General features: G+C 65.7%; 14 protein-coding genes. 4 read left to right on the top strand and 10 right to left on the bottom strand.

Annotation, left to right across the window (positions count from 1 at the left end; genetic code table 11):
- Positions 1 to 2 precede the first annotated feature (2 nt).
- The 4 genes from V6F88_RS22475 to V6F88_RS22490 form a co-directional block, all read right to left on the bottom strand.
- On the bottom strand, positions 3 to 1,277 hold the full coding sequence (locus V6F88_RS22475) for an MdtA/MuxA family multidrug efflux RND transporter periplasmic adaptor subunit (protein WP_332612348.1): 1,275 nt from the start codon (positions 1,275 to 1,277) through the stop codon (positions 3 to 5).
- Positions 1,278 to 1,414: 137 nt separating this feature from the next.
- Complete coding sequence (zapD, locus tag V6F88_RS22480; RefSeq protein ID WP_332612350.1) at positions 1,415 to 2,167, bottom strand: cell division protein ZapD; 753 nt, start codon at positions 2,165 to 2,167, stop codon at positions 1,415 to 1,417.
- A 69-nt stretch (positions 2,168 to 2,236) separates the two neighbouring features.
- Positions 2,237 to 2,854, bottom strand: coding sequence for a dephospho-CoA kinase (gene coaE, locus V6F88_RS22485; protein ID WP_332612352.1), 618 nt, complete (start codon positions 2,852 to 2,854; stop codon positions 2,237 to 2,239).
- Between the two features lie 23 nt (positions 2,855 to 2,877).
- Complete coding sequence (locus V6F88_RS22490; protein WP_332612354.1) at positions 2,878 to 3,741, bottom strand: prepilin peptidase; 864 nt, start codon at positions 3,739 to 3,741, stop codon at positions 2,878 to 2,880.
- A gap of 193 nt (positions 3,742 to 3,934) precedes the next feature.
- On the opposite strand from V6F88_RS22490, the gene V6F88_RS22495 reads away from it, so the two are divergent.
- Complete coding sequence (locus V6F88_RS22495; protein WP_332612356.1) at positions 3,935 to 4,711, top strand: copper resistance protein NlpE N-terminal domain-containing protein; 777 nt, start codon at positions 3,935 to 3,937, stop codon at positions 4,709 to 4,711.
- 88 nt (positions 4,712 to 4,799) lie between these two features.
- Here V6F88_RS22495 and V6F88_RS22500 read toward each other — a convergent pair whose 3' ends face one another.
- From V6F88_RS22500 to V6F88_RS22515, 4 genes are all read right to left on the bottom strand, one after another.
- Positions 4,800 to 5,666: a response regulator transcription factor gene (locus V6F88_RS22500; RefSeq protein ID WP_332612358.1), complete on the bottom strand. Its 867-nt coding sequence runs from the start codon at positions 5,664 to 5,666 to the stop codon at positions 4,800 to 4,802.
- 127 nt (positions 5,667 to 5,793) lie between these two features.
- On the bottom strand, positions 5,794 to 6,648 hold the full coding sequence (panC, locus tag V6F88_RS22505) for a pantoate--beta-alanine ligase (protein WP_332612360.1): 855 nt from the start codon (positions 6,646 to 6,648) through the stop codon (positions 5,794 to 5,796).
- 36 nt (positions 6,649 to 6,684) lie between these two features.
- Positions 6,685 to 7,575, bottom strand: coding sequence for a segregation and condensation protein A (locus V6F88_RS22510; RefSeq protein WP_046807376.1), 891 nt, complete (start codon positions 7,573 to 7,575; stop codon positions 6,685 to 6,687).
- A 17-nt stretch (positions 7,576 to 7,592) separates the two neighbouring features.
- Complete coding sequence (locus V6F88_RS22515) at positions 7,593 to 7,781, bottom strand: DUF3460 family protein (protein WP_046807375.1); 189 nt, start codon at positions 7,779 to 7,781, stop codon at positions 7,593 to 7,595.
- A gap of 99 nt (positions 7,782 to 7,880) precedes the next feature.
- Between V6F88_RS22515 and V6F88_RS22520 the strand changes: the two genes are divergently transcribed.
- Both V6F88_RS22520 and glpK read left to right on the top strand, forming a co-directional pair.
- Positions 7,881 to 9,335 (top strand): DHA2 family efflux MFS transporter permease subunit, encoded by a 1,455-nt coding sequence (locus tag V6F88_RS22520; RefSeq protein WP_332612363.1) that lies wholly within the window; start codon positions 7,881 to 7,883, stop codon positions 9,333 to 9,335.
- Complete coding sequence (gene glpK / locus V6F88_RS22525) at positions 9,322 to 10,842, top strand: glycerol kinase GlpK (protein WP_332612365.1); 1,521 nt, start codon at positions 9,322 to 9,324, stop codon at positions 10,840 to 10,842. The genes V6F88_RS22520 and glpK overlap by 14 nt, the downstream gene beginning before the upstream one ends.
- Positions 10,843 to 11,522: 680 nt before the next feature.
- Here the strand turns inward: glpK and V6F88_RS22530 are convergent.
- On the bottom strand, positions 11,523 to 15,134 hold the full coding sequence (locus V6F88_RS22530; RefSeq protein ID WP_332612367.1) for an indolepyruvate ferredoxin oxidoreductase family protein: 3,612 nt from the start codon (positions 15,132 to 15,134) through the stop codon (positions 11,523 to 11,525).
- A 173-nt stretch (positions 15,135 to 15,307) separates the two neighbouring features.
- On the opposite strand from V6F88_RS22530, the gene mutY reads away from it, so the two are divergent.
- A complete protein-coding gene (gene mutY / locus V6F88_RS22535) occupies positions 15,308 to 16,387 on the top strand; it encodes an A/G-specific adenine glycosylase (protein ID WP_332612369.1) in 1,080 nt (359 codons plus the stop codon).
- 35 nt (positions 16,388 to 16,422) lie between these two features.
- Here the strand turns inward: mutY and V6F88_RS22540 are convergent, their stop codons facing one another.
- Entirely contained in the window at positions 16,423 to 17,253 is an 831-nt protein-coding gene (locus tag V6F88_RS22540) for a helix-turn-helix transcriptional regulator (RefSeq protein WP_332612370.1), read from the bottom strand.
- Positions 17,254 to 17,333: the final 80 nt, after the last annotated feature.

Below are 17,333 nucleotides of genomic sequence, written 5' to 3' on the forward strand. Positions count from 1 at the left end.
GCTTATTTGGACGGCGGCGTGGTGCCGGCAGGCGCGCCCGCGCCCAGCGTCTTGTCGCGGGTCGCGGGAATGACTTCGGCGCCGCCCACGATTTCAACCTTGGCCCCCGCGCGCAGGCGGTCGGTGCCTTCGGTGACGACGCGGTCGCCCGGTTGCAGCCCTTCGTTGACGGCGACCATGCCGTTGTTGATGGCGCCCAGTTTGACCTGGCGCACGGCGATGGTGTTGTCCGGCTGCACCAGGAACACAAAGGCGCCGGCCGAGCCTTGCTGGATGGCGGCGGTGGGGATGGCGGTGACGTCCTTGCGCGTCAGCACGTGCAGGCGCACGTTGACGAACTGGTTCGGGAACAGCGCGTCGTCGGCGTTTTCAAACCTGGCCTTCAGCTTCAGGGTGCCGGTGGCGACGTCGATCTGGTTGTCCAGCGTTTCCAGCACGCCGGTGGCGATGCGGCGCGTGTCGGCGCGGTCGTAGGCGTCGACGGCCAAGGTCCGGCCGGCCGCGATTTCGCCGCGCACTTCGGGCAGTTGGGTTTCCGGCAGCGTGAAGACGACGGAGATGGGCTGAGTCTGGGTGATGACAACCAGCCCATTGGTATCGGCGCTGGACACCAGGTTGCCCCGGTCAACCTGGCGCAAGCCCAGCCGGCCGCTGATAGGCGCGGTGATGCGGGCGTAATCCAGCTGCAACTTGGCGTTGTCCACGTTGGCCTGGTCGCTCTTGACGGTGCCTTCGTACTGGCGCACCAGCGCGGCCTGGGTGTCCACCTGTTGCTTGGCGATGGAGTCCTGTTTGAACAGGGCTTGATAGCGTTGCAGGTCGCGCCGCGCGTTTTCAAGCTGTGCCAGGTTCTGCATCTGCGTGCCGCGCGCCTGGTCCAGCGCCACCTGGAAAGCGCGCGGGTCCACTTGTGCCAACACGTCGCCGGCCTTCACTTGCTGGCCTTCCTGGAATTTCACGTCGACCAGTTCGCCGCTGACGCGGCTGCGCACGGTGACCGTGTTGTACGCCGTGACCGTGCCCAGGGACTTCAGATAGATGTCGATGTCCTGCTTGGCGGCGGTGGCGATGCGCACCGGCACGGGCAGGTTGGCCATCGCGGCTGCCGGCGGCCGGCCGGCGCCCGGGCCGCGCGCCCCACCCGGGCCGCCCTGCTTGGCAGAGGGCCGCAGCACCAGCCAGGCAATACCGGCAACCACCAGCAGCAACACGACCAGGCCGACAATGCGGCGGCGGGTCCAGCGGGACGGTGGGGAAACAGGACGACTTTCGGACATGGAAACGGTTCCGGCACTAATGCAGAAAGCCGTATTGTCTACTAGTCGGGTTCGGTTTCGCGCATCGCGGACGCCAGTTGAAACTGGCCGCAACAAGAATCAGCCTTGTGACGGCCCTGGACGGGAAAGGCGGGACCCTACGAGCTGCACAGCGTCATCTGAAAGGCGACGTCGCGGGCCACCTGCTGGGGCTTGAATTCGCCGTCTTGCGTGGAAAAACGTATCCAGATCATGTACTTATTGGCGCTGATCTCGGGGAACACGCCTTGCTCGGGGTCCACCCACACGCGCAGCAGATGAAATTGCTTGCCGCCCAGCATCTGTTGGTAAGCGCCCTGCTCGGCCACGATGTCGGTCTTGCGGCCGGATTCGCGCAGCAGTCGCAACGCCAGCGTCAGCCCGTCGTACAGCGCTAGAAACGGTGAGATCCAGGCCTGAAGATCCGAGAGGCGGGCGGCTTCGGATTTGTTCTGCCAGGCAAAGTACGACGGCATGTCGACCTGCGTGGCGCTACCCGGCACGGACAGGCGCCCGCGCAGGCTGGTCAACCATTCGTTTTCGCGCAGCGACTGGCCGGTCTTGCCGGGCGCGGCCAACGCCGTGGCTACTTTTTCCAGTTCGCGCAGCATGGCTTCCAGCGCATCCTGCGCCACGCCGGGGTGATCGCGCAGGCCCACCAACGCCATGCGCTGGCGTTCAAGGTCTTGCAGCACGGCGCCTTTCACGTCCGTGCGTTCGCAGGCGTCAAGCAAATCGAAAAGAGAAGTAACGGCAACCTGATGTTGGCGTGAATCCCCTGCCTGAGCAAAGAAGAACAACCTGTCGAACAGGTATTCCAATCGCAGGTAGGCGCGGATGCGCTCATTGAAGGGGTATTCGTAAACAATCACGCTTTTTTACAGGCCCATCAGTGGTCAGCCAGCCGGCCGGGATGTGGAAGGATGCCGGCCCGCTTGCGCTTACCGGCCCTGGGTGGTCGCCAGCGCAAGCCAGCGGTCATGCAAGGTCTTTGCCTGCGCGCGCAATTGCTCTGGTGAGGTGGCGCCGTCGTTGATGATGACGTCGTCAGCGGACTCCAGGCGGACTTGCCGCGCAGCCTGTGCCGCCATAATACGCCTGATGGCGGGCTCCGTCAGCCCGCTGCGAGCCTGCACGCGGGCCACCTGTGTGTCGGGGTCGCAGTCCACCACGCAGATGCGGTCAACGCGCCCGCGCCACCGCGTCAGGGACTCCACCAGAAGCGGCACGACAAAGACCAGATACGATCCGCTCGCGGCCGCCGCCTGACGCCGTGTTTCTTCAGTGATGATCGGGTGCAGCACGGCTTCAAGCCGCTGCCGTACGGCGGGGTCGGCGAAGGCGCGCTCGCGCATCCAGTCACGGTTCAGCGCACCGTCGGGCGTCAACGCCTGGGCGCCGAACTCCGCGGCAATGGCGGGCATGGCCGCGCCATTCGCGGCGGTCAACGCGCGCGCGATTTCGTCGGTGTCGACCAGCGTTGCGCCCCATTCCGCCAGCATGTCGGCCACGCGGGACTTGCCCGACCCGATGCCACCCGTCAGCCCAATCTTGAACATGGTGCTTATCCTTTCCCGCCGGCTCACGCCGGACGCATCAACAACCACAAGCCCTCGTCGCCACCCAGCAGCAACATCACGATACCGGCCAATGCCAGGTAGGGTCCGAAAGGCAGCGGCTGCCCCCGGCCCGCGCGACCACTGAGCGTGAGCGCCCCGCCGATCAAGACACCCACCAACGAGGCCGCCAGCAACAGCATCGGCAGCGACTCGGCGCCAAACCAGGCGCCCAGCGCGGCCAGCAATTTGAAGTCGCCGTAGCCCATGCCTTCGCGCCCGGTCAGCAGCCGGAACAGGTGAAAGATAACCCACAGAAATACATAGCCGGCCACCGCGCCAATCACCGCCAGCGGCAAGGTGGTGAAGGTGCCGAACAGGTTGACGAGCAGGCCGGCCCAGACCAGCGGCTGCGTCAGGACATCAGGCAGCAGCGTGGTTTCAAAATCGATCCAGCCCAGGGCAATCAGCATGGCCGACAAGCCCATGGCGCACAGGGCGACGGGCGTGGCGCCATAGCGCCAGGCACAGGCGGCGAACACCAGGCAGGTCAGCAGTTCAATGGCGGGGTAGCGCCACGCAATCACGGCATCGCACGCGGCGCAGCGGCCCCGCAGCAAAAGCCAGCCCAGCACCGGCAGACGTCGCCAGCCACGCACCGGCGCGTTGCAGGCGGGGCAATGCGATGCCGGATGGAACAGGCCGTCGGGGCTGTCGGGCCGCGCCCGGCCCACGGCGTCCAGGCATTGCGCCTGCCATTCCCGTTCCATCATGCGAGGCAGCCGGTAGGTCAGCACGGTCAGCCAGCTACCGGCGAACAAGCCCGCCAATGCGGCCAGTGCAATGAAGGCGCCCAACGGAATATCGAAGGCGTGTCGCAGCACGTTCATGCCCGCTCGCGACAAACGCGCGCGCCGGATCCAGCGCCCCGTCCGTCGGCCAGAAGGCGGACGGCAAAACGGCGGCCGTGTCGTTTATTGTGCATAAAGTGCTGACTACACCCAAGAGTGGCTAAGGGAACGTATCGAATCTTCGCATAAGTGCGTAAAATCGGAGACAGACTCAATTCACGGATAAGCTGCCATGACCGCCCGCGTCGACATCGTTACCCGATCCCGCAAACTCAGCGTCATGGGGCTGCTGCTAGCCGGTACCGCACTAGGTGCGGCGGGCTGCGCCCAGCAAAAAACCGAAGGCTATTACGACCCCCCGGCTGAAAGCACCGTGACCGATGCGCAATACCAGGGTTCGGGCGCCGGCTACCGCAGCGTCATCCGCGCGCCGTCGCAAGTGCAAATCGCCCTGAAGCCCGACGCCCGCAAGCCGCAGAACCCAAGTGCGCAAGCCGCTGCCGGTGGCCAGACCACCGAAGACGGCCAGCCCGTTCCGGAAGGCGCCGAGGCCCCCAGCGCCGTATCGGCATCCAACACCGCACCAGCAGCCCCCGCCCCGGCCCCCAACGCCGCCGCGCACAGCCTGGTGCCGCAGCCCCAAACGTATATGGGCACGTTGCCGTGTTTTTCGCCCGCCATGCAATGCACCGCGCAACGCGTGACGTTGACGCTGGCGCCCAACGGCCGTTGGCGTGGCCGCACGGCCTACCTGGAAAACGACCCGAACAAGGGTCCCGCCGTGACCGAACAGGGTTGCTGGGACGCCACCGACGAACGCCCGCCGCGCGTCATCATGATGGACGGCAACGGCAACGTCCGCGCTGAGTTCGTGGTGGCCGCCAACAACGTGCTGCGCGTGCGGTCGATCGCCGGCCAGACGCCCAACCTGAACTACAACCTGACCCGCCAGCCGGATCTGGACCCGATCGACGAGTTGGCCAAGGCCGCGGCGCCCAAGTGTCCGTAACGCCGGTCTAACGCAACAACTCGATCCCGCCGGGCCCGACGAACACCTTGTTCGCGGGCCCGGCGTTTTTTCGGAACCCGCGCGCAGGCTAATCGTCATCGTCCGCAGAGGAGTCCGCCGGGTCATCCGCGGCATCGTCCGTCGAGTCATCAACGAGTGCGGGATCAACGCCATATTCCAGCGGAGGTTCGTGCAACGTCGTGCTGGACGCCATAGTGGGAAACATGGCGGCGGAATAAATGCCGGGGACGATCGGCTGCGATCCGATGGACAAATTTGCGTCGGCGGGCGTCCCGAGAGGCCTTTCCGTCGCCTGCGTCGACACGCTGCCTGTCGCGCGGTCGGACGGCGGGCTCGTCGGCGGCTTCGTCAGAACATTCGTCGGAACATTCGTCAGCCCGCTTGTCAGTCCACTGGTCGGCCCACTTGTCAGTGCACTGGTCAGCTCACTTGTCAGCCCACTGTTCAGCCCACTTGTCAGCCCACTTGTCAGCCCACTGTTCGGCCCACTTGTCCGGCCACCTATCGGGCCACCAATCGGGCCACTTATCGGGCCACCTATCGAGCCACTTGTCGGGCCATTCATCGGCCGGTTCCCAGCCATACCCGGCGCGGGTCGTGAAGCCGTAGCCGCGCCCCATTCAGCGCCCGGCTCAGGGCCCCACTCAGCACGCCACCCCGCGGCCAACGCCGCGTCCACCGCCGCGGCCTCAAGAATAGGCGACGCCCCGGAACGGCCGTGGGCGCACAGGCGGCAGGCCAGCTCCATGGCGTTGCGGGTGTTCAGTTTGGCGAAGATGCGGGCGCGATGGGCTTCAGCCGTACGCAGCGAAATGCCCAGGTCGATGGCGATCACTTTGTTCGGCCTGCCGGCCGCCACATAGTCGACGATCTGCTTTTCGCGGGGCGTCAAGGCGGCAAGCGCCGCATCAAGGTCGGGACGGGGAACACGCATGGGGCGACTCTTTTTTGCAATGTAGGATTACAAGAAGTCTGCCCTCCCCCTAAAAACGGCGAAAGCTAGCAATTCTGTCAGGGGTCGGGATACCGCAATCTGCGGCCCCTACCCTGGTTACGCGGGATCAGGCCGTGTAGGCCAATTCCAGGTTGTCGATCAGACGCGTCGCGCCCAGTTTCGCGGCGGCCAGCACCACGACCGGCTCACCGGCCTGCAAGTCAGCGGCTTCCGGGCGCTTCAGATCGCGCTGGCGGCGCAGCGCCACGTAGTCCACCTTCCAGCCGCGCCGAGTCAGCTCGTCGATGGCGTCGCGCTCCAGGGCTTCGGCATCGCGCTCGCCCTGGGTCAGGCGTTGACCGATCTTCTGCAAGCCCGCATACAACGCAGGCGCTTCGGCCCGCTCTTCGGGGGTCAGGTAGCGGTTGCGCGAGGACAGCGCCAAACCGTCGTCCGCGCGCACCGTTTCATGCGCCAGCACCTCGACCGGCAGCTGGAACTGGCGGCACATATTGCGCACGACCATCAACTGTTGGTAGTCCTTCTTGCCGAAAACGGCCACGCGCGGCTGCACGCACGAGAACAGCTTGAGCACCACCGTGCTGACGCCCTCGAAGAAACCCGGACGGAACTCGCCTTCCAGGATGTCGCCCAGATCGTCCGGCGGTTGCACACGGTAGTTCTGCGGCTCGGGATACATCTCGCGCTCATTCGGCGCGAACAGCACGTAGACGTCGCGCGCCTGTTCCAGCTTTTCAATGTCGGCCGCCAGCGTGCGCGGGTATTGGTCGAAGTCCTCGTTGGGACCGAATTGCAGCCGGTTCACGAAGATGCTGGCGACAACAGGGTCGCCGTGCTGGCGCGCCAGCTTCATCAGCGACAGGTGGCCTTCGTGCAGATTGCCCATCGTGGGCACGAACGACACGCGGTTCTGGCCGCGCAGGTGATCGCGCAATTCCTGGATGGTGTGTACGACTTTCAAGGGAACTCTCCGGGGTTGGGGGCAGCCCGGTCAGGATCAGGCCGCGACCGCCGCCACGCTGGTGTAAGCCAGGCGGACATAGATGGGCGCGTAAGGCTCGGCCTGCGTGATTTCCAGCAGGGATTCGCGAGCCAGCTCCAGCATGGCGATGAAATGCACGACGACCACCGCCGCCGGCGCGCCTTCGCGGACGCGCTCCATGAACAGATCGCCAAATTCCATGAAGCGCACATCGTTCAGGCGCCGCAGGATATGCGTCATGTGGTCGCGCACCGACAGCTGTTCACGCGTGATGTGATGGTGCTGGTTGAGCTTGGCCCGCTTCATGATGTCGGCCCAGGCCAGACGCAGATCGTCCACGCTGACCTCGGGCATCATGCGTTCAACGCTAAGATCGGCGACGGCCTGGCTGCTGACAAAATCGCGGCCCAGCTGGGGCAGCTTGTCCAGCTTTTGCGCGGCCAGCTTCATCTGCTCGTATTCAAGCAGGCGGCGCACGAGTTCGGCGCGCGGGTCTTCGGGCTCTTCGCCGGTGTCGGTCTTCTTGACCGGCAGCAGCATGCGCGACTTGATCTCGATCAGCATGGCCGCCATCAGCAGATATTCGGCGGCCAGCTCTAGATTGGTGATGCGGATCTGGTCCACATAAGACAGGTACTGCCGCGTGACATCCGCCATCGGGATGTCCAGAACGTTGAAGTTCTGCTTGCGGATCAGGTAGAGCAACAGGTCCAGCGGCCCTTCGAACGCCTCAAGAAACACCTCCAGCGCGTCCGGCGGAATGTACAGATCCGTCGGCATCTGGAACAGCGGCTCGCCGTACAGGCGCGCGAACGCCACGCTATCGACGGTGTCTGGCGTGCTGTCCACAGGCGGTTCCACTAGCTTGGCCAGTGCCTCGCCAGGGACTGAAGGGTTACGGGACATGTCTGCCGCAACGGGAATCAGTCTGCCGAATACACGTACGGTTTTTGCGGCACGCGGGCCGCGCGGAAGCCTTCGAGCAGTTCCGGATCTTGCGGTTTGTCCCAAAGACGGGCGCGGCCTTCACGCTGGCGTTCTTCCGTGCCAGGGTGCGACTGCTTGAAGTCTTTCAGGAAAAGGGTGATCTCGGATTCGTAGTTGGTCGCCATGACGCCAATTTCAGTAGGTTGCAGATCCGTCGAGTTTACTTCACGCGGGGCCATTTCCCCGGCGTTACAATCGTCAGGCACCCAACGCCCCCTCCCGCCATGTCAGCCGAATCCGCCGCCGCAGCCAATCCCGCACCCCCTACAACCCCGGATGCGGTGCGCGCAGCGCGCATGATTCCCTTCATCGTCGGCTGCGCGCTGTTCATGCAGATGCTGGACGCCACGGTCGTGGCCACCGCGCTGCCCGCCATGGCCCGGGCCTTGGGGTCCACCCCCGTGCGGCTGAACGTGGCCATCACGTCCTACCTGCTGGCCGTGGCCGTGTTCGTGCCGGTCAGCGGGTGGGCGGCCGACCGCTACGGTGCCCGCCGCGTATTCGTTGCCGCCATTGGCCTGTTCACCCTGAGTTCCGTCGCGTGCGCCCTGTCGCAGGACCTGCCCCAACTGGTAGTGGCCCGCATCGTCCAGGGGATGGCCGGCGCCATGATGGTGCCCGTGGGCCGCATCATCCTGCTGCGCACCGTGCCCAAACAGGACCTGCTCAAGGCCATGTCGTTTTTGTCCATCCCAGCCCTGCTGGGCCCGGTGATCGGCCCCCCGCTGGGCGGCTTCATGGTCACCTACATGTCGTGGCACTGGATTTTCCTGATCAACATCCCCATCGGCGTGTTGGGCATTGCGCTGGTGCTGCGCTATGTGTCTGAAATCAAGGAAGAATCCGCCCCGCGCCTGGACTGGCTGGGCTTTCTGCTCAGCGCGGTGTGCCTGGCCGCGCTGGTCAGCGGCTTTGAAGCCATCGGCCGCGACGTCATGCCGCTGCCCATGCTGCTGGGCCTGATCGCCGTGGGCGCCGCATGCGGTTTCCTGTACGCCTGGCACGCCCGGCGCATCGACCACCCCATCATCGACCTGTCCTTGATGCGGATTCCCACCTTTGCCATTTCGACGCTGGGCGGCAACCTGTGCCGCTTTGCCGTGGGCGCCACCCCCTTCTTGCTGGCCATGCTGCTGCAAGTCGGTTTTGGCCTGTCCCCGTTTTCAGCGGGCCTTATCACCTTTGCCAGCGCCGCCGGCGCCCTGCTGATGAAGTTCGTGGCCACGCCCATCGTCCGGCACTTCGGTTTCCGCCGCGTGCTGACCGTGAATGCGCTATTGACCGGCGTGTTCATCATGGTCTGCGCCACCTTCACGCCCACCACGCCGGTGTGGCTGATGATCGCCATTTTGCTTGTCGGCGGCTTCTTCCGGTCGCTGCAATTCACCGGGGTAAATACGCTAACCTATGCCGACATCCCGCCGTCCCAGATGAGCCGCGCCAGCAGCTTTGCCGCCATGGCGCAGCAACTGGGCATCAGCCTGGGCGTAGGAGTGGCCGCGGTAACGCTGAACGTCAGCATGACGTTGCGCGGTGCCGACACGCTGGCGATCAGCGACGTCGTCGCCGGCTTTATCGTCATCGGGCTGATGTGCATGGCCTCGACCCTTTCTTTTAGACGCCTCGATCCGCTAGCCGGGGCACACCTGAACGGCGCCAAAAACAGTGACGACGAATGAATTTGTCCTAGCCCTGGACCAGGGCACGACCAGCTCCCGGGCCATCGTATTCGACCGCGAATGCGTGGTCCGCGGCGTCGGCCAGCGTGAATTCCGCCAGCACTATCCCCGGCCCGGCTGGGTTGAACACGACGCCAACGAAATCTGGCACAGCCAGCTGGACGTGGCCCGCGAAGCCCTGCGCAATGCCGGCGCCACCGCCGCCGACGTGGCCGCCATCGGCATCACCAACCAACGCGAAACCACGCTGATCTGGGAACGCGCCACCGGCCGCCCGCTAGCCCGCGCCATCGTCTGGCAAGACCGCCGCACCGCCCCCCTGTGCGACCAGTTGCGCCGTGATGGTCACGCCGACTTCCTGCAATCGCGCACCGGCCTGGTCGTGGACGCCTACTTCTCCGGCACCAAGCTTGCCTGGCTGCTGGACCACGTGCCGGGCGCCCGCAAGATGGCCGAACGCGGCGAACTGGCATTCGGCACCGTCGACACTTGGCTGATCTGGCAACTGACGGGCGGCGCCGTGCACAGCACCGATTGCAGCAACGCATCGCGCACCATGCTGTTCGACCTGCACACGCAAGACTGGAACGACGACATCCTGGCCTTGCTGAACATCCCGCGCAGCGTACTGCCCAAGATCGCGCCCAGCAGCGCCGTCGTGGGCGACGCCCTGCCCGAATGGCTGGGCGGTTCGATCCCCATCGCGGGCGTGGCCGGCGACCAGCAGGCCGCCACCTTCGGCCAGGCCTGCTTTACGCCCGGCATGGCAAAGAACACCTACGGCACCGGCTGCTTCATGCTGATGAATGTGGGCGACCAACCGGTGCAGTCCAAGAACCACCTGCTGTCCACCGTAGGCTGGGGCCTGCCCCAAGCCGGCGCGGGCAACTGGAAGCCCACCTACATGCTGGAAGGCGGCGTCTTCGTCGCCGGCGCCGCCGTGCAATGGCTGCGCGACGGCCTGGGCATCATCCAACGCTCCGAAGAAATCGAATCCCTGGCCGCCAGCGTCTCCGACACCGACGACGTCTTCATGGTGCCCGCCTTCGCCGGCCTGGGCGCCCCCCACTGGGACCCCTACGCCCGCGGCACCCTGGTCGGGCTGACCCGCGGCACCACCCGGGCCCACATCGCCCGCGCCACGCTGGAATCCATTGCCCTGCAAAGCGCCGAGTTGCTGACCTGCATGAATGGCGACAGCGGCATCGCGCTGACCGAACTGCGCGTAGACGGCGGCGCCGCCCGCAACGACCTGCTGATGCAAATGCAAGCCGACCTGCTAGGCGTCCCCGTCGTGCGCCCCCGCGTGCCCGAATCGACGGCCCTGGGCGCCGCGGGCCTGGCCGGCCTGGCGGTCGGCTTCTGGAGCCACCTGGAAGAATTCGCCTCCAAATGGCAGGCCGAACGCACCTTCACCCCCACCTGGCCCCAAGCCGTACGCGACGCCAGAATGAAACGCTGGCGCCAAGCCGTGGACCTATCCAAAGGTTGGAGCGCGCCCGCCTGAAGGCGGGCCGGGGCGCAAAACCGGCGCCCGCGCGCAAGCGCGGCGCTACTCCCGCCCCAAGCAAATCAAGCGCGCCCCACCGCACGGCCAAAGTCGCACGCAAACCCACACGTCGAACCGCAGCGCCTGGTCAAGCGCAGAGCCCCCCTGTCAACGACAGCGCCATACGCGCGCGCAGCGCGCCCCGCCCCCTCCCACAATCCCCGCATTCGCGCAGCGCCCCCGCCCCGACGCACCACAATCCCCGCATTCACGCAGCGCCCCCGCCCCGACGCACCACAATCCCGGCATTCGCGCAGCGCCCCCGCCCCGACGCATTACAAACGCGTAAGCCCCAAAAGGCCGCCCGCGCGGCCGGCCTGGGGCGGGCCCCGCAAGCCCTTCCGCCCCCCATCCGGTGGGCAAGAACCAAAAGAACGCCCCTCTCCCCAGCCCCCGTCATCGTCAACAGACGCAGCCTGGCGTGGTGGTGGCGCGGGGTGGCGGGGAGTCGATAAGCCCGAGGGAATCCGAAGGCAGTCGCCGGAGGCGACAACGAGGATGACGACGGGGCAGTCCGGAGCGAAGGCTCCGGACCGCAATCGTTGACCCGCCCGCCCCGAGCCGCCGCCGCGCCAGGCGTCAAAAGAACCTGCTCCGCCCCAAAAAAAGCAACCCGCCCCTGAGCCTAAATCTTTCCGTCAAGCCGCCCGAACCCCAATCGCCACCACCCTCGCACTGAATTCCTTCAACAACTCCTCCCGCACCAAAGCCGCCCGCGCCACCGCCGCCTCCTTCACATGTCCATACCCTCGAATCTCTTCCGGCACCCGCGCTAACGCCACCGCCCTTTCCAGATTCCCCCGATTCAACTTCACCAGAATCGCCGACAACGTCTCTCGATACTCCCGTATCAGCTCACGCTCTGCCCGCCTTTCCGCCGTATACCCGAACACATCCAACCGCGTCCCCCGCAACCGCCGCATCTTCGCCAGCACCCGGAACACCTTCAGCATCCCCGGCCCATAAGCACGCTTGACCAGATGCCCCGCCTTGTCGCGCCGCGAGAACAGCGGCGGCGCCAGATGGAAGTGCAGCTTCCAGTCCCCTTCGAACTGTTCCCCGATCTTCTTCACGAACTCCCCATCTGAATACAGCCGCGCCACCTCGTATTCGTCCTTGTAAGCCATCAGCTTGAAATAGTTGCGCGCCACTGCCACCGCCAACCGATGCGTGCCCGTCGCTTCCTGTTCCGCCCGCGCCACCTTGTCCACTAGGTCCGTGTATTGCTTGGCATACGCCGCATCCTGATATTCAGTCAGAAACGCCTTGCGCACCGCCACCACCTGCGCCAACTCCCCGGTTGGCTTCTTCAATTCCGTGACCGGCGCCGCGCTGCGCGGCCGCTTAAGCTCGATGATGTCTTGCGGCCCCGCCAACGGCACCCCGCCGTTCGCCATCAGCCGCATCACGTCCGCCGGGTCATGCGCCGCGCGCCGCCCCCACGCAAACGCCGCCTGATTGTTGGCCACCTGCTGACCATTCAATTCAATCGCCCGCAGCAAGGCCTGGCGTGACAACGGCAGCCAGCCCTTTTGATACGCATAGCCCATCATCAACGGATTTGAATAGATGGCGTCACCCAGCAGCACTACCGCCATCGCCGCCGCATCCACCGCGTACAGATTGTCCTTGCCGCAGGCGGCTTGCAGATCCGCCGTCAGATCCGCGCCGGGCAACGTCCAGTCCGGGTTCGACACGAAAGCCGCCGTGGGCGCGGTGTCGCTGTTCAACAGCACCTTCGTGCGGCCCGGGCACACCCGCGCCATGCTGTCCGCGCTGGTCGCCACAACCAAGTCGCCCGCCAGCACCAGATCGGCCTCGCCCATCGCCACGCGCGTATTCAACAAATGTTCGGGCGATTGCCCCAGCACCACATGCGAATACACCGCGCCGCCCTTCTGCGCCAAACCCGCCATGTCCAGCACCGAACAGCCCTTGCCCTCAAGATGCGCCGCCATGCCCAACAACTGCCCGATCGTCACCACGCCCGTGCCGCCCACCCCCGCGATAAACACGCCATAAGCGTGATCCGGCACCGGCACGCGCGGCTCCGGCACACCCTCATCGACGACACCTTCCCGCGACAACGCCCGCGGCTTCTTCAGCTTGCCGCCTTCCACCGTCACGAAGCTGGGGCAAAAGCCCTTCAAGCAGGAAAAGTCCTTATTGCAGCTGGATTGATTGATCTTTCGCTTGCGCCCAAACTCCGTTTCCAACGGCTCCACCGACAAGCAATGCGACGCCGTTGAACAGTCTCCGCAGCCTTCGCACACGCGCTCGTTGATGACCACGCGGCGCGCCGGATCCGCATGCGCGCCGCGCTTGCGGCGACGCCGCTTTTCCGTTGCACAGGTCTGGTCATAGATCAGCACCGATACGCCCAGATGTTCGCGCAAGTCGCGCATCACCGCGTCCAGCGCATCACGATGCAGCACCGGGACATCGGGCGCCAAACCCGGTGCGTCCTTGTACTTGTCCGGTTCATCCGTGACCACCACGATTTTTTCGATGCCCTCGGCCGCCATCTGGCGCGAGATCATCGGCACGCTGATGGGCCCGTCCACCGGTTGCCCGCCCGTCATCGCCACCGCGTCGTTGAACAGGATCTTGTAGGTAATGGGCACCTTCGCCGCCACCGCCGCTCGGATCGCCAACAGGCCCGAATGGAAATACGTGCCGTCGCCCAGGTTCGCGAACACGTGTTTTTCTTCCGTGAACGGCGCCTGCCCAATCCACGGCACCCCCTCGCCGCCCATCTGCGTGTACACCTCGGTATTGCGGTCCATCCACCGCACCATGTAGTGGCAGCCAATGCCCGCCATCCCGCGCGAACCTTCCGGCAAACGCGTCGACGTATTGTGCGGACAGCCCGAACAGAACCACGGCTTGCGCTCCTGCATCACGCGCGGACGCGCCAGCGCCTGTTCGCGGTCCTGGATGAATTGCAGCCGCGCCGCGATGCCCGCGCGCACATCGTCGGGCAACGCAAATCGCAGCAGCCGCGCCGCGATCGCGCGCGCCACTATCGCGGGCGAAAACTCGTAATGCGCCGGCAATAACCAGTTGCCCTGCGGCACCGACCACTCCCCGCCATCCTTGTCGTCGAATTTGCCCACCACGCGCGGGATCTTCTTGCCGCTGCCGATCCAGCTGAACAACTCTTCCTTCAACTGGTATTCCAGCACCTGGCGCTTTTCCTCGACCACCAGAATCTCGTCCAGCCCGTCGGCAAACTGCTGCATGCCGGCGGACTCCAGCGGCCACACCATGCCCACCTTGTACAAACGCAGGCCGATGCGCTGGCACACCGCCTCGGTCAAGCCCAGGTCCGACAGCGCCTGGCGCGTGTCCAGATACGCCTTGCCCGACGTCATGATGCCAAAGCGCGCATCGCGTTGCGGCACGTGCCACAGCTCGCGGTTCAGTTTGTTGGCGCGCGCGTACGCCAGCGCCGCGTACAGCTTGTAGTCCAACAGCCGCGCCTCTTGTTGCAGCGGCGTGTCCGGCACCCGGATGTTCAGGCCGTCGGGCGGCAGGATGAAATCTTCCGGCAACAGGATTTGTACGCGATGCGGGTCCACGTCCACCGACGCCGACACTTCAACGATGTCGGTAATGCACTTCATGCCTACCCACACACCCGCATAGCGGCTCATCGCCCACCCGTGCAGCCCGTAATCCAGCACCTCTTGAACGCTGGACGGAAACAGCGCCGGAATCATGCAGGCCTTCAGGATGTGATCGCTTTGGTGCGGCAAGGTCGAGGACTTGGCGGGGTGGTCGTCGCCCGCCACCACCAGCACGCCACCGTGGCGAGACGTGCCGGCCGCGTTGGCATGCTTGAAGACATCGCCGCAGCGGTCCACGCCCGGCCCCTTGCCGTACCACATGCCGAACACGCCGTCGTACTTGGCGCCCGGAAACAGGTTCACCTGTTGCGACCCCCAGACCGCCGTGGCGGCCAGGTCTTCGTTGACGCCCGGCTGGAATTCAATGTGGTGCGCCTTCAAATGCCTGGCCGCCTTCCACATGTTCTGGTCCACCCCACCCAGCGGCGACCCCCGGTAGCCGGACACGAAGCCCGCGGTGTTCAACCCCGCCCGCGCATCGCGCACGCGCTGCATCATGGGCAGGCGCACCAGGGCGTGGATGCCGCTCATCCAAGCGCGGCCGGATTCCAGGGTGTACTTGTCGTCAAGTTGGACGGATTCAAGCGCCGTGCGTACGGCGGCTGGCAGGGGGGCATTCATGTGTACTCCAAAATCCTGGAGGCCCCCTCCAGCTTCGCGAGCCGCCTCGCTTGACGGTCACGCGGGCCAACAAGGGCCGTGAAAGTGAAGTCGTGGCGCGTTTGCGCTGTAGTGCCGATAGTTGTAACCGGTCGCCCCCACCCCGGCAATAGGGCGATGCGATAATTGCCGCCATGGACTTCGCCCCTAGAATCGTCGCCTGGCAACGCCAGCACGGCCGCCACGATCTGCCCTGGCAAAACACGCGTGACCCCTATCGGATCTGGCTATCCGAGATCATGTTGCAGCAGACGCAAGTGGCCACCGTCATCCCGTACTACGAACGTTTCCTTCAGCGTTTTCCGGACGTGGCCGCGCTGGCCGCCGCCAGCCAGGAAGACGTGATGCCGTATTGGGCCGGGCTGGGCTACTACGCCCGCGCGCGCAACCTGCATCGCTGCGCGGTGCAGATCGCTGAAAACTGGAACGGACGCTTTCCGCCTTCAGCCGACGCCATCGCCACGCTGCCCGGCATCGGCAGGTCCACCGCCGCCGCCATCGCCGCGTTTGCCTACGGCGAGCGCTCGCCCATCCTGGACGGCAACGTCAAGCGCGTCTTCACGCGCCACTTCGGCATAGACGGCGACCCCGCCAAGCGCGAGGTCGAAACCCGCTTGTGGGCATTGGCCGACGCGCAGGTCGAAGCCGCCCCCGGGCTGGACATGGCCGCCTACACGCAAGGCTTGATGGACCTGGGCGCCACGCTATGCACGCGCGGCAAGCCCGCCTGTGTACGCTGCCCCATGGCGGACACCTGCGTCGCCCGGCGCGAAGGCCGCCAGGCCGAACTGCCCACGCCCAAGGTACGCAAGGCGATTCCTGAACGCGAGACCGGCATGTTGGTGTTGCAGCACCAGGGCGCTTTCCTGTTGCAGCAGCGGCCTGAACCAGGCATCTGGGGCGGCCTGTGGAGCCTGCCAGAATTCGATGTGGCGGGCGACCCCGACGCCGCCTCGCGCGCGCTGGGTCTGGAACCGGAACAACGCTTTGAACTGGCCGCGTTCGCCCACACGTTCACGCACTACCGCCTGCACATCCGCCCGTGGCTGGTGCCCGTGCGCGCCGCCAGCTTGCGCGAATCCCCCGTGCCGGAACGCTGGGTGCCCGCCGACAAGCTGGCTTCCATGGCGCTACCCGCGCCGGTCAAAAAACTATTGCAAGGGCTGGTCGACGCGGGCATGCAGGACAGCCTGTTCTCCACGGCCAAGCCCTGAACAGACGGCAGCCCGCCGCCGCCGCCCCCCCCGAACTATCTGTCTTCAGGCGCCGAGCCGCTTAACAGCATCACCAGTTTCAGGTCCGGGTGCGTGGCCAGCCGGAACGTGATCTGCTGAAACGCCAGCTTGCCGTCGCGCGGATGCTGGAATTCACGCAAGCCGCCCTCGCGTTCCACCACCGCGTGGCGCGTCCACCAATGGGCGAACACCGGGCTTTGGCGACTCAGCGTGTCCAGCAGGGCAAGCACCGCCGGCTCATCCAGATGCGCGCCCGCGTCGGCGCGAAATTCCGCCACGACGCGGCGCGCCCGCTGGTCCCAATCCACCACCAGGTCACGCGCGGCCGGGTCCAGGAAGATGTAGCGCAGTAGATTGGGTTCGGCATCGCGCTTGGGCCAGTTGTCGAACAGGTCGCGCAGCGGCTCATTCCAGGCCAGCACATTCCACGCGCGGTCCAGCACATAGGCCGGCGCGTTGATGGCGTCCACGCATTCCTGCAAGGGGCCGGGCGCGGCGCCCGCGTCATCGCGCGCGTGTTGGGGGTCGGCGCAGTCGGCAAGGTCGAACAGGTAGGCGCGTTCGGCGCGCGCCAGTTGCAGCACGCCCGCGATGCGCGACCACACGGACGGCGACACCGAAACTTCACGGCCCTGCTCGATCCACGTGTACCAGGTGACGCTGATTCCGCACAGTTGCGCCACTTCTTCGCGCCGCAGGCCGGGCGTGCGGCGCCGCATGCCTTCGGGCAGGCCCGCCATCTGCGGCGTGATGCGCGAGCGCGCGCTGCGCACGAATTCGCCCAACGCCTGCCGGCGCAGGGGCGATCCATCTTGGTTGGCCGCGCTTTGGGGGGAAGTAGTCATACCAGGATAAGCAATGGACTTGTACGTGTATAAAGGCCGGCCTATCTTAGCGCCTGCACCTTACACCCCGCACAACGCAA

This window comes from Achromobacter sp. ESBL13 (assembly GCF_036668755.1).
In the GTDB taxonomy this organism is placed as follows: domain Bacteria; phylum Pseudomonadota; class Gammaproteobacteria; order Burkholderiales; family Burkholderiaceae_B; genus Achromobacter.

What these genes read in the sequence shown, in the direction of transcription:
- V6F88_RS22520 (WP_332612363.1), top strand. Translation starts at nt 7,881, where the DNA reads ATGTCAGCCGAATCCGCCGCCGCAGCCAATCCCGCACCCCCTACAACC.
- coaE (WP_332612352.1), bottom strand. Translation starts at nt 2,854, where the DNA reads ATGTTCAAGATTGGGCTGACGGGTGGCATCGGGTCGGGCAAGTCCCGC.
- V6F88_RS22540 (WP_332612370.1), bottom strand. Translation starts at nt 17,253, where the DNA reads ATGACTACTTCCCCCCAAAGCGCGGCCAACCAAGATGGATCGCCCCTG.
- V6F88_RS22500 (WP_332612358.1), bottom strand. Translation starts at nt 5,666, where the DNA reads ATGCGTGTTCCCCGTCCCGACCTTGATGCGGCGCTTGCCGCCTTGACG.
- V6F88_RS22495 (WP_332612356.1), top strand. Translation starts at nt 3,935, where the DNA reads ATGACCGCCCGCGTCGACATCGTTACCCGATCCCGCAAACTCAGCGTC.
- V6F88_RS22490 (WP_332612354.1), bottom strand. Translation starts at nt 3,741, where the DNA reads ATGAACGTGCTGCGACACGCCTTCGATATTCCGTTGGGCGCCTTCATT.
- V6F88_RS22515 (WP_046807375.1), bottom strand. Translation starts at nt 7,781, where the DNA reads ATGGCGACCAACTACGAATCCGAGATCACCCTTTTCCTGAAAGACTTC.
- V6F88_RS22510 (WP_046807376.1), bottom strand. Translation starts at nt 7,575, where the DNA reads ATGTCCCGTAACCCTTCAGTCCCTGGCGAGGCACTGGCCAAGCTAGTG.
- mutY (WP_332612369.1), top strand. Translation starts at nt 15,308, where the DNA reads ATGGACTTCGCCCCTAGAATCGTCGCCTGGCAACGCCAGCACGGCCGC.
- V6F88_RS22475 (WP_332612348.1), bottom strand. Translation starts at nt 1,277, where the DNA reads ATGTCCGAAAGTCGTCCTGTTTCCCCACCGTCCCGCTGGACCCGCCGC.
- V6F88_RS22530 (WP_332612367.1), bottom strand. Translation starts at nt 15,134, where the DNA reads ATGAATGCCCCCCTGCCAGCCGCCGTACGCACGGCGCTTGAATCCGTC.